Below are 13,560 nucleotides of genomic sequence, written 5' to 3' on the forward strand. Positions count from 1 at the left end.
GTAGTTGCCCACGAATTTGGACATGCACTCGGAATAGACCATCATGGCGATAATGGCGATGGCGAGGCAGGGCACTATTTAGGTCGATACGAATGCGTTTTGAAGTATGAACCCATTACGATATGGCAAGATTCACTTAGCTGGGTTCAATGGATACAAACGGCCGGAATAGGAATGGGATACGGGGTAACACAAGTTGGGGATTGCCCGTACGGGTGCAAGGATAAACGAGGTCTTAGACCCCCGAGATGGAGTTTATAGAAATGAAAGGGAGAACAAGTATGACAAATATCAACTTGATTTACATCTTTGCTGCCGTGGTTCTATTTGTGGGTGATCACGTCGTGAATGCAAAGCCACGTCTCAAGGTCGAGATTGCAGGATACCTTGGAAGCGACTGCCCTGATACAGGTCAAGATATTCTACTCGCAGGATCACAAGCAGAAGTCGTCGTTCAGGTTATTGACCCAGCTCAAACGAGGTACACATTGCCTACAGATTCGGCGCCAGACAATCTGCAGCTATTTGCTGGTGCGGCATCGCATTACGACGAAAACATTGCGTATAATAGCATCGTTCTTCGACAGATAAACCCCATAAACTATTCTAACCGGGCGCAAAAAAAAGCTGATTCACTGTCCGGCTATGAACGACAAACAACATGGAACAGTGAGAAGCCTACTTTAAGGTACTTAATATCAATCCCTGAAAGTTTTGGAGAACAGTGGCTTTGTGTACGTGCTGAGTACGAATATTTGAACGCAGGTCTGCTATCAGCAACGGATTGTGTTCAAATAGTCTCCCCATGCACACTCAATGACAGCAACAATGTTATAGGAACTTACGTTTGTTTTGCTTTCAAGAGCGGTAATTTAGGCAGGGCTGTCACGCTTACGGACTCCCTTCTCAAAACCGGATGGCGTTCTTGGAATGCACTTACTTGGTCATGGATTGCAGCCAAGGATATCGGGCAATATGACAAATCACTGGAATTCTTAGACGTCCTTTATACGACATACGGGCGTGTGTCACCAATTGGTCCCATAGACTCAGAGAAAGCACAAATCGATTACAATACTGCGCGAGATGTTATCCTTGCCAAAAAGAGCGAATCACAGCACTAAGGTAGTTGAAAATGATTAGGACGTGTTGCGTAAGCATTTTTTTGTTCGCAATCTCAGCATTTGGACAGTTGACATTAACGGCTGAGCCTTATTTTTTAAGCATCCCAAACGCTGACAGCCTCTCCACAGATTGGTTTCTGGAGATATCTGATTCACTGGACTTCGGATTTGCTCATCCGGTTGACGTGGATGTCATCAAGCTTTCTCCTGCGGATTACCGGGTTGTTTTCTTGGATGCTCATGAGGAGCTGTTTCGCGTGTTCAAGATTGATCAGGTGAATGGCCTCACAGGAAGCGACATTGTAGCATCTGGTATGCTTGAAGATACAACGTTTCATGATGCCACAGCGATGTGTCAAATCAGAGCAAGTGAGTATTTCAACCCCGAGACGGACAGAATTGCTGTTACGTTTTGGGCGGGCGACATCATGGGAATCTTCAAATTCAACCAATGGACGAACAGCCTTGCCCTTGAGGATACAATCGGTATCCATGACGTGAAGCGCCCGATTGGGATTGTCCGGGCTTTTGACCAGTTTTTTGTCGTAAGTGAGGACTCGCAGGCCGTATACAGACTGGATGATGATGGGTTTATTCTGGGACGCTACGGGAGACAGGGTCTGTCCGCCAGCGGCTACAATTGGATCAGTGGAATCGAAGGATATTTGCAGAGTAGCAACGATCTGCATTTATATCTGTGCGACGGCATTTACAGGCGTGTTGACCATCTGCATGCACTTTCATCAGGAAATACCATCGCCAGAGTGTCACAGGATTGGGCAAGGTCAACCGACAGCTCCGACTACTTATTACATGAAGTCGCATTATTCCCCAGCGAAGGTCTTGTGGGAATGAATCGCTTTGAAAGTACGTTCTACTTCTGGGATGACACTGATGAACTATCGGCAGCCACACGCAGCGAGTTTACATGGCCAGATACTGCATCTCAGCCTGTTCATATCTGGCAACTTCTGGGAAGATTGGTCGTCGCTTATCTGCCTAACTCAACTGATTGGGTGCTTCGATCTTATGAGGTGAATAGTATCCCCTTTGACGATCCCATTTCCTACAACGACACGTTGTGGACTTCAGCTATGTCGCCGATTTATGTGACGGATTCAATTCGAATTGGCGCAGGGGAGAAACTGACGATCAATGCTGGCGTAACCGTAAAGTTCGATTATCGAACTGCTATAGTTGTCGACAGCGGAGGAACCCTTGAGGTTAATGGTTCTTCATCGAATGAAGTGAGCCTTGAGAACATGAATGTTGGGGAAACGTGGCGTGGGATTACGGTCAAGAAGGGTTCCCTGTCGATGGACTGGGTGACCGTTACCGACTGTGACACTGTCTGTATTTATACAGACTCACCGGCAAATGTGCAAATCTCGAATTGTACACTTTCGGGTGCGAACATGGCGCTAAACACTCCAGTGCTGCGACTGTGGGGATCGCCGGGCGTGACCCAAACGGTAGAGAATACGGTCGTTGATGATGTACCAACAGGTGTCGGTCTGTATTTGTTGAACTCAAGTGTGAAGTTTCAGAATGTTGACATTACAAACTGCAGCAGAATCAATTCCTATATTAACCACTCCAATGGCCAATTTCGGGAATGCACTTTTTCTGGTAGGTCATCAGTATACGGGGTGCTCTTCTCCACGTCCGGAACCGCGCCAACATTCGAGTGCTGCACTTTTGAAAACCTCGCACCGTTGTCAGGCAGCTATACATCAACGGTTGTGGCGCTGTCAGGAACAGCTCCTGTTTTTGGCTACGAGGGCAGCAGCTTAGCGTGCAATGAATTCAAGGATAGTAGTGTCACGCTCTTAAAGATGTATGGGGCAAGTGTGTTGCCGATCATCGACAATCCTGGTGGAAGCGGAGCTGGTGGTCATAATGACTGGTATCAATACAATTCTTCCGGCATATACATTTACTGGAACAGCCCGTACCCGAATCCCTTGGTGCCGTATCCAGCTAAAGAGCAGTATTGGAACTGGACGCCAGTAAGCATCAATGATTTTTATCCTAGTAACTTAAATAACTTTACTCTAGGGACGGGCGAGTCTTCACCTTGGGGTCCATGCGAAGGTTCGAGTGCAAGTCACGCGCCGCGAGGCAATGAGATTGCTCAACGCTTGGACGACGAACCTAGCTTTTTCGACAGCCTGTTTCAGGTTGCCGTTGCATATGAAGCCAGCGAAGAGTATGAAAGCGCACAGAGTATTTATAGAACGATTGCAACATCTTCCGACGACTACATGCTTGCATGGCAGGCTATGACACATTGTGTTTCAACTCAGGCGTTCTTAGATCCAGTAATTGGAGAAGCATGGATACCTGCGTTAATGGACAGCTTGATTGCCGTTGACAGTTCAGCCTATCCGACAAGAGTGTACGGGGAACGACTCTTAGCTTCATACCGAAGCGCGAGAGGTGAATACGAAATCGCGCTTGAAGCGCTGGCAGACCTTCTGGATTCTGACCTGACGGATGAGGACTCGCTTTTGGTCCTCATGGATGTGCTGGGCATACAAATGTCTGCAGGTCTGATCGACTACCAGGGTGTACTTGATGACAGAATGCTTAGCAGATTCCCACAATCCATAATTATAAACACGTCACTGGAAGCAATACGTGTCAATTTCGACCTTGTTGAGCAACTTGGCCGAATAAGTAGTGATGATGAACCTGAAATGTCATCTGCGGTTCCAAGGGAACTCAAGTTGTATCAAAACTATCCGAACCCGTTTAACCCAAATACGTCGATAGAGTTTGATTTACCGGAACGAACGCAAGTCAATGTGGCAGTGTATAATACCTTAGGGCAAGTTGCAGCAGAGCTCCTTAATACAACAATGCGGCCGGGACACCATTCTGTGATTTGGAGCGGCAAGTCTAGTGGAGGAAAGGACGTTGCCACAGGGCTGTACATATACAGAATTCGTGCTGGATCTTTTGCCGACGCAAAGAAAATGATTCTGCTCCGGTAACACACCAGCACAGTATTGAAATATCAGAAGAGCTTCACAATCGTGGGGCTCTTTTTTATGGCATAAGAACTTGTCCAAGGACAAACACCGAAAGGAATTGTATGACAAATATACTATGTGAGTTGATTCGGAGCATTGCCACGGGTGTCAACGCCGTGTGTAAGGTGATTCGAAAATAAATAGCTTCAACATGACAAACTGGAGCTTTCAAGAGTGAAAGAGGTCCATATTGTGGGCCTCTTTTCTTTTACTTGAAAATCGAGATCTTTGGACTAACAATGGTGCTTCAGACCAGCATCTTTGCGGTGATCCAGCATCACTGGGGCTTATTTTAGTATAACAATTGATGCTCGATTGAATTACTAAGGGGAGTACCAAGGTACCGTCAAAAAATCAACAAAAAAAATTCCAAACTCGGTTTCGAGACCAGGTTTGGAATGATTCTTAGGGTATTAGCCGGGAAGAAGATAACGACGGGGTTTATGTAGAAGCCCTGGCTTTCGGGAAAGCATGCTTTGAGAACCCTTGACTCATGCGAAATTGCTCCGTATATTCATTGAACAAATGAATAAATGATAAGATTTCTATGATTGTTTTTATTGTGCTTCCGAGGTTCTTCCTCCATGGTATGCCTCAAGACCATACGCAGGTTATTGCTAGGAACCGGCTTGTCCTTGAAGCATCAGATGAAGCGATCCGGCACGGAGTTTGAGTCGGTGACGCGATCAGACTGGCACGAAGACGATGTCCGGGTCTCGAAGTTCGGGAGTTTCGACCCGAAGACTATTCAGATCGATTTGAGCAAGTCTGGTCCTCGGTCGCCGGATTCACGCCTATGGTTCAGACCACGGATCTTCATAAAGGCTACTTGGACATTACGAAAGACTACAAGCGGTTTGGCAATGCTGATTCGATGGTTCGAAGTCTAAATGAAGAGCTGACGAAGACAACGGGCCTGAATATCAAATGGGGCGGTGGTGCGGACAAGTGGATGGCTTGGCTTGCTCGCGGGCACAATCAATTTATCACTCCTGCGATGGAATCTCTTGTCCTGTCTAAGCTATCTATCGAAGCCATGGCACTGCCGGAACGCGTTACGGATCGTCTCCACCATTTCGACATTCATTCTGTCGCGCAAGTCATGGAATTACCATCAAGGTTTCTAGAATCGCATCTCGGATTCGACCGAAACTTTGTGCTGAAGTGCCTAACAAGGCACAAGGAACCCGTTCGTCCCAACTTTCCGCCCCGCAAGATTGAAGCTTGCGTGGATATCACAGAATCTGATGAACAAGCCTATCAACGGGCTATAACGGAAGTTGCAAACGATATTGCTGTGCAACTGATGAAATCCAACATGCAGACTTCATGCTTGCGAATAATCTACAAAACAAAGCTGCTGAAACACGAAGTTGACCATAAGCTTTCGCAAGGGGTATTTACTGAAGGACGGCTTACGAAGATTCTGATTGATTTGCTGCCAGATGAAATGCAGCATAGCCTAAAGAGCATTGGCGTTGAAGCGCGAGGTTTACTTCCCCGTCAAGTAACACAAGACTTGCTTTGGGAAAAGTCCCTTACCAACAACGCTGCCGAACAACTTGAACGCGCACAGAACAAACTCCGCTCTCGATATGGAAGTGAATTATTGGTTTCCGGAAGCACGGCGTATGCACGTCAGCAGCCGCGCTTTGCACAGTTAGTCTATCAGTCACGCGGTCTAACCCTTCCTTAACATGGAGCCCGTTAATGTCACATGCACTTCAGGTGCACCCAATTCTCTGCTGTGGCGTGGACAGTCGCAGCTAATTGTCTGCGTTTTGGATCATTGGTGGGAAGCCGGACGCTGGTGGGAAACAGAAGCCGCAAGGGAGTTCTTTCTTGTATTGACGAATCAACGGCGAATGTTATTGTGCCGCAATCCAAACTCTGGTGATTGGCTTGCCAAATCTGCATGAGACCACCTGTTCCACTTATGGTTCGCAGCGAGTACAGTTTTCTGAACGGCGCGTCGCGATTAGAAGAGCTTGTCAAGGTCGCGGCACAGCTCGGGTATGACACACTTGCGCTGACCGATGTAGATCACTTGTGTGGAGTCCCGGAGTTTCTAGGCCTATGCAAACGACATGGAGTTCGACCAATACTCGGGGTGGAACTTACACTTAGTACCGGCAGAATAATCGCCCTTGCCAAATCGTGCAAGGGTTTTGCTTCTCTCTGTAGGCTACTTACGGAATCGCATACAGAGAATGAGCGACGTCAGCCCATGCTTCGTGAAGAACAACTTCTTGATCATGCAGAAGACCTGATTCTGATTGCAGGTGGCAATGATGCACCCTTTGCCTCATGGGTGTTTCAGCGGCGCATGGATAAGGCGGAAGCCTGGCTTCGTCGTATGCAAAAAAGACAGGGCGCAGATTTCTTTGTACGTGTGGAGCGAACATTCCAGCCGATGCAGCAGGAATTCAACGCAAGGCTGGTTAGTATTTGTTCAGACTTGCAGATACCCATCGTAGCCTGCAATCCTGTTCACTTTGCCCATCCTGATCAATATCGCATCTTTGATCTGCTGTCCTGCATTCGCAATTTAATCAAACTGGACGACCCACATCCGGAGCGACCTATCAACGGATTTGGCTATTTACACAGCCCAGCTGCATTCACTAAGCTCTTTGAAGATATGCCGCAGGCCTTGGAAATGACACATAACGTCGCAGATCGTTGCGAAGACTATTCACTGAACGACGAGATGTATCGTCCCAGGTTTGGCTGTGAATCTGACGATTCTTCAATCCGTGAATTTTACAAGTTGACAGAAGCTGGTGCCCGAAGAAAGTACGGGGGAATAGGAAGCGAACTCGACAAGCGCATCAAATACGAACTTAGGGTCATCACGGACTTGGGGTTCGCAGGGTATTTTCTGATTGTCCATGACCTCTTGAACTTCGCGAGGTCAAAGGGCATCAGATACGCCGGGCGAGGAAGCTCGGCAGACTCTGTCGTCGCATATTGTCTCGACATCACAAAAGTGGATGCCTTCAAGCGCAATCTACGTTTCGAGCGGTTTATCAACCCTGAACGAAAAGAATCGCTGCCGGACATTGATATTGATTTCGACCGTCGGTATCGCGAGGAAATCGTTCAATACGTAATTGGCAAGTACGGGCAAGACCACGTCGCTGGTGTAGCATCCTTCAATCGATACAGGGCACGGGGTGCAATCCGGGATGTTGCAAAGGCGCTTGGATTTGAAACTGAAGACATAGACAAGTTAGCAAGGTATTCCCATTGGGCACTTTCTGCTAAACGAATTGCGTCAACGCTCGACAGTAGACCCGAAATTCGATCTTTGCAGGTAGACAAGAAGAAGTTCGAGCTTCTATTCGAACTCTGCGCCGGTTTGGATGATATGCCCAGACACATCTCGGCGCATCCCTGCGGCGTAATGATCACAGGCGCGTCGGTTCAGGGAATAACACCACTACTGCGAGCCGCAAACGGTATGTTGATATCACATTATGACAAGGACGGTGTGGAAGACTTGGGGCTGGTTAAATTCGACTTACTTTCACTTCCTACGCTGGGCGTAGTAGAAGACACGGCAGTAATGGTTCGAGAGCACTCCCCGAAGTTTGAGTACGACAAGATTCCGTTGGACGACGAAAAAACCTTCGAGCTACTTCGTTCTGGTGAAACGACAGGAGGATTTCAAAATGAAAGTCCTGCACAACAATCTCTCGCACCAAGGCTTCAGGCCCGAACAATCGAAGATGTCATTGCAGCTGTCGCACTGATTCGCCCTGGACCACTGAAGGGCGAAATGGTTGAACCGTTTGTCAGACGGCGAAATGGGACGGAAGCGGTCGTATCAATCCATCCGGTCATTGACAAGATTCTTGAACATACTTACGGAGTTGTACTATACCAAGAGCAGGTTATTAGCATTGCAGTAGAATTAGCTGGATTTACACCCGGACAGGCAGACGTATTACGCAGGACTATTTCACACAACCGATCGTATGAGAAGATGGCCGAGCTAGGCGAACAGTTCGTAAAGCAGGCCATCGAGCGTGGCGTTGAACCAGAGCTTGCCGAAAAGGTTTTTACGTGGATTCAGGGGTACGCGGGATATGGATTCTGTGAAGCACACGCTGCTTCCTTTGGAGACACCAGCTACAAAACAGCCTATCTACTTCAACATCATCCAGAAGAATTCTATGCTTCGCTACTGAATCATCAACCAATGGGATTTTTCCCTGCCGCCACACTGATAAATGAAGCCAGAAGACGTGGAATTGCTGTTTTGGGACCGGACTGTAACAGTAGTCGTGCTACGACTTCAGTCCAGAATGAAGCAATTCGAATCGGATTGCTGCAGGTTTCAGGGATGAATGAGGCGGAAGCGAACAAGATTATTGGTGCAGCTCCGTATGCATCGTGGGGCGACTTTGTCCGTCGCGTTCGACTGAGTCGTGACCTACTGGAGAATCTTGTTTTGGCAGGTGCGTTTGACTCGCTACACAAGAATCGCAAAGAACTTCTATTCAGTTTAGGATCAATCTTGCCTCCGGTTGAAACGGACAAGCTTGCATTAGCACTGGATCTTGAACCCGTGATTTCTCGAAGAACAGATTTCGATGCGTTCACACGGTCAATGCAGGAACATCGTGTTTTAGGGTTTTCTCCGGATCGACATTTTATCTCCTTCTGGCGGGACACTTTGACCGCAAAGGGAATTCAGACGTGCCGTGAGGTTAAAACTAATCAAGACTCGAAAGCCGTGCTTTCCGCAGCAGGAGTTGTGATCCGACCGCACACACCACCTACCAAGTCCGGCAAGCGAGTTATCTTCTTCTCCCTTGAAGATGAATCTGGTCTATTGAACGTCACCGTCTTCCCTGACGTACAGGAAAAGTTTGGGCATTTGATTCCAGGACAGTCCATGCTTGTAATTACAGGCCGCAAGGACAAACGAGGAAGCGACGGGCTTACGGCATTTCATTTGGCGAAGTTACCGGAGACAACTTTCAAACACAAAAAATAAAAGCCCCGACATCCAAGTCGAGGCGTTTGCGTGGGAAGAAACCCGTTTAGGTCGGCATTCTTCTTGTAGTAAAACCATCGTGACATTTTCACTAACAATGACGCTGTGAAACAAGACATCGGAGGGGATCCTACTCCATCGGTGATCCTACGGGATTCTTAACATCACCCCAATGCGACCAATGATCCAACCACATTTGGGTGTACGCTGGTGCCTGCGGTGTTCGTTCATCGTGCCGTGGGTAGTCGACATCGGGTTTGATGGGTTCTGGTTTTCGTCTTCGAAATCCGAGGGCTTTCAGGCTTGTTGTTTGGGGGTTTTGGTTGGGTGTTTTCATTTTTTGGGGATCTTCTTCGAAAATAGAATTGTTTTGTTGTGATTTAAACTGCAGGTGTGCAGGTGCGGGCAGGTGCTAATAAATGCACCCCCTTCATAGGAGGGGGGGGGTAGCCTCCCCCGTTCCTATATACATTACATTTTTCTTTTTCCCTTCCTGCATACCTGCAATCTACGCTTAAGATACAACATTTTATATACTTACGGTTGCAGGTTGCCCTGCAGGTGGGGTGCAGGAAGCACTATTCGTCACCTGCATCCGAATCATCAGGTCTCCCGCCGTCAAAATCGAAGGTGTAGATTGTTGTTTTGGTGCGGTCTTTTTCGGTCTTCAGCGAGAAGTTTCTTGTCACTACAACACCATCCGTGGCTTCGCCAACAGCAAGCGTCTTTGCGGTATCTGCGATACGCATCGCCAGCTGTCGCGCATCTTTATATTCGTACTTCAACCCCTTGCGACGCGCTACGGCACCAAAAGTATGATGTAGTTGTGATGCTGTTCCGATAACCTTGCGCCCGATTACCTTCACTTCATATCCCCAGTTGCGGAATGTTTCATCTACAACCAATGGGCTTGCCGAAGCATCTTCGAGAATTGCTTCCAAATAACCAACAATCTGATTTGATTCAATTGCCACTTCTTTGCCCTGCTGGTTTTGAACTTTCACCCAGTCTGATACGATGACTTCAACTTGACACGCCGGTTCCAAAGCCGGCAGAAGTTCTTCCAGAATCAAGGCCATCAAGGAAATGAAGCTATTTGAACGGTCTTTAGCGTGCCCGGGGTGGTTCACTTCCAGATAATCCTGCCACCATTCTAAACGGCCACTGGCGATCTTTGCCAGAACCCGACTAACGAGTGACATATGCGCGGAAACCATCTGCGGTCTGGCAGCAGCGATACGCGTATAAACACGTTCAGACCAGTACGGCGACGGATGCTGCCAACGGTCAAATTTGATAGCCAGCGTGCGGTTAATATGTTCGGTCTTTCCCAGGTTTTCAATACCGTTGGTCGCAACCAAGCAATGCACTTTTTCCAATACGGTGTCATGATCCGTTCCAATCACACGCTTTTCTTTGGTGATCCCCGTAGCAGCGGTCAGCACAAAGTCACCTAGGCCTTGGTTGAAGTTGGCGACTTCAACGTTGTCCAGTAATACTAACGGATTTCTAGCTCCGTCTGTGTAGTTCGCCGCTTCAGTCGCCTTTTTCAAATGATTGTCACCGTAGATGAACTGTGATATTAATTCCATACCACGGGTTTTGCCCGATGATGAAACACCGTCAAAGCGCAAGTGCGGCAGTGTCTTGACATAGTCCATTAACGGGTAAGTCATGGCCCAACATCCGACCAAAAGTTGGTTGTTTCTTGTCGTCGCGAGATTGCGAAGGACCAAGTTGTCATATTCAAGCAATGCATTTTGGTATCCTGTGCTGTTCAATTGCACTAATGCCACAGGCGACATCTTTGGTGCAGGTGCCAACAGAATCGAGTCCGCATTCGACCCATTTTCAACAAAAGTTGCCCCTAATGGGTCAATCCGCAGAATTCGGTCGACTTCGGAATTCAGATGAACATGAATAGTATTCCTGTTGCCGTCCGTATGAATCCAACTGAACGAATTCAGATAGGTGCCCTGGGTATCAGTTTCAGCTTTTAGTGCTGCCCAGATTTTGCGACTTTCGATACCTTCATGCGTTAGGCCTGTGATGCGCCAGACAAATGTGTGAAAAGGTTGATTGTTACCAAGTTCGTACACTGTTCCCTCCCAAATCCAGTAACCCCGGTGGTCTCGGTCACGATACACCAAACCACCATTGCTGATAAACCAGCGATAGATGATTCGGCCACGATCTTCTGGTGATGCCCCAAGGCCTGCCGCGCCTTTTAGTACATCTTTTAAGTCACGGCCTTCCAGATCTGCATCACTGATCGCATCACAAGCCATGCGTTCCAGCAGTTCTTTCCCAAGCTGTAAATCCTGCGATAACTTCGTTAACCAGTCCGCTGCCCGTTGGTATGCAAGCAAGTGAAAGTCTTCAATGAAGTGAACGCGCAACGCGTCCATTCTTTCCTTGCCTTTCACTGACTTCAGTTTACCTAGGACCCCATCAAGGTCGACGTAGCAAGCCCAACCAGCGGGTGATGCTGGCCAGTCAGGAACTTCACCCTCCCAACCCAAATCACGAATCGTAGCGTAGCGTTGTGGTCCACCATTCTGCAAAGCGTTTGTTATCTTTGAATCCACGACGCCTTCGTTGTACTTATTCTTGCGCCAATCGCGTTTCAGGATGTCATGTATGGCTTCTCGGCCACCTTGAAACCTTGCGAGGTTTGTTATCAAGGCGTATTTAAGTGGTTCCCGAATTCGGACGTTTGGATCGCTGATATGGTCAGACATCCACTTCACAAAAGGACAGTGAGCCAAAACTTTCAATAAGCCTGATTTTGGGCGCAGTTTGCCATCCCACTTGTAGGGTTTCGTGGCCGAACTTCTTGCGTCATCATCATCCGGCACATTACTGATGTCAACGGAATAGTACTTCCCTGTGACGTGAACATCCAACAGGAATGGTGTGTTTAGTTCACGTGTGCTGGGAAAGAACTTACGACCGGGATTGCTGCAAGCCTTATCGGCCTGCGGGTAAAGCTCCATCAACTTCTTATAGACCTTACGCGCCTCATCACCTGAAGTGAAGGCTAATGAACCTTGTGCAAATGGAAGTATCAGGCGAAAGCGGTCTTCTGCAATGCCGTCTTCAGCAAACTGATGTGTTCTGCTGGTGTGAAGGATATAGTTGAAATCTTGAAATGCATCCTGTGCTTCGCCGATGGTGAACCCGTGGTCGAAATCCAAGGTGACTCCGGTCATGCCAGCATAGGCATCATTAGTACATCCACTAGCCCAAGTGTTTGTAGAATACAAGCGGGTCTGAAACAAACCTGCCAGTTCGTCAGAATCAGGGCTTGCAACAAAGGTATGCTGCGTAAAGTCTATGACCTTTTTCGCTTCTTCCTTTGTAGTTACTTCTTGTGTTGAAACAGATAACGTAATTTCAAACGTAATATTATTAATATGTGCGCCATTCATCGACGCGCTTTCAGTCTGATTAAATACTAAGTGGTCTTCTGTGTAATTCATATTCTTGGTCACCATATGCTTGTCTCCTTAGGTTAAAGATTAATGTTTTGATTTGTTTTTGGCTGCTTAAGTAGTCAGCTAAGTTAACACTGGCGGTTCCGCTGAAGAAGTCGCGTTCGAGCTTACGTGTTAGCTCCGTATCGCGCCATTCAATCCATACTTGGCCGCGTGCATCCAGTTCGTGCCCGATCATTTCGCATCTGTGCGATGCCAGCAGGCAGCTAATTCCAAAGTCTTTGGTTTTCATTGTTACTCTCCTTGTGTTTGTGAAAGCATGCTGTTTTCAATGGCTTGTTGTAGCCAGATAATTTCCGCAGATCCAAGATAGCGTGTCATCTTCGGACGCGGCTGCTTGATTCCGTTAACTGTTCCGATCCCGCTAAGCGGAATCACAGTGTATAACGGATTGATTCTTGTTCGAAATAGTTCGACCACATCCCGCGCATAAGCTACGGGAAGTAAATTCACCTGCTTCAGGTAGTCAAGCACGTCGTTCTTTCGGAATAGGTCGATGACTTGGCCATCCACATACATGATTTCCATGTTTCGATAAAGGTAGAACTGTGCATTGCGGTCTAGAAGTGATGCTACCAGGATGTCAATCTACTGGTTGATGTAGTTTTCTTTTGCCTGGGGTTCATACCAGGGGAATTGTGTTTTTTTCATATTTGCATTCTCCATATAGGGGTTAATTCACCGGCATAAAAAAAGCCGGAGTCTGTGCGACTTCGGCTGATAGGTTTCTGATTGCATTTACATTCGAATCATTCCATACAGACGAAGTCACTTACTGAAAGGCACCCTTTGGTGCTGCTTTCAATCGTTAGTCGTTCGTCTATAGTATTGGCGCTATTCTGATTTTTCAGTTTAACGCCGGGATTCGATCGTATTTCTTTAGGAATTTCGATTCGGTA

General features: G+C 47.5%; 7 protein-coding genes. 4 read left to right on the forward strand and 3 right to left on the reverse strand.

What is annotated here, in order from left to right; translation table 11 throughout:
• Positions 1-281: 281 nt before the first annotated feature.
• The 4 genes from HUU59_05875 (at position 282) to HUU59_05890 (ending at position 9,164) form a co-directional block, all read left to right on the forward strand.
• Positions 282-1,124, forward strand: a complete 843-nt coding sequence (locus tag HUU59_05875; GenBank protein NUO18960.1) for a hypothetical protein — start codon at positions 282-284, stop codon at positions 1,122-1,124.
• Positions 1,125-1,135: 11 nt separating this feature from the next.
• Positions 1,136-4,120, forward strand: a complete 2,985-nt coding sequence (locus HUU59_05880; protein NUO18961.1) for a T9SS type A sorting domain-containing protein — start codon at positions 1,136-1,138, stop codon at positions 4,118-4,120.
• 724 nt (positions 4,121-4,844) lie between these two features.
• On the forward strand, positions 4,845-5,855 hold the full coding sequence (locus tag HUU59_05885) for a hypothetical protein (protein NUO18962.1): 1,011 nt from the start codon (positions 4,845-4,847) through the stop codon (positions 5,853-5,855).
• 219 nt (positions 5,856-6,074) lie between these two features.
• On the forward strand, positions 6,075-9,164 hold the full coding sequence (locus tag HUU59_05890) for a DNA polymerase III subunit alpha (GenBank protein NUO18963.1): 3,090 nt from the start codon (positions 6,075-6,077) through the stop codon (positions 9,162-9,164).
• A gap of 578 nt (positions 9,165-9,742) precedes the next feature.
• On the opposite strand, the gene HUU59_05895 is transcribed toward HUU59_05890, so the two are convergent.
• The 3 genes from HUU59_05895 to HUU59_05905 are packed head-to-tail and all read right to left on the reverse strand — an operon-like array spanning position 9,743 to position 13,189.
• Complete coding sequence (locus HUU59_05895) at positions 9,743-12,661, reverse strand: hypothetical protein (protein NUO18964.1); 2,919 nt, start codon at positions 12,659-12,661, stop codon at positions 9,743-9,745.
• The gene (locus HUU59_05900) at positions 12,615-12,893 is read right to left on the reverse strand and encodes a hypothetical protein (GenBank protein ID NUO18965.1); all 279 of its coding nucleotides are present in this window, start codon (positions 12,891-12,893) and stop codon (positions 12,615-12,617) included. The genes HUU59_05895 and HUU59_05900 overlap by 47 nt, the downstream gene beginning before the upstream one ends.
• 2 nt (positions 12,894-12,895) lie before the next feature.
• Positions 12,896-13,189: a hypothetical protein gene (locus HUU59_05905; protein ID NUO18966.1), complete on the reverse strand. Its 294-nt coding sequence runs from the start codon at positions 13,187-13,189 to the stop codon at positions 12,896-12,898.
• Between the last annotated feature and the right edge of the window lie 371 nt (positions 13,190-13,560).

It is taken from the genome of bacterium, assembly GCA_013360195.1.
In the GTDB taxonomy this organism is placed as follows: domain Bacteria; phylum Electryoneota; class RPQS01; order RPQS01; family RPQS01; genus JABWCQ01.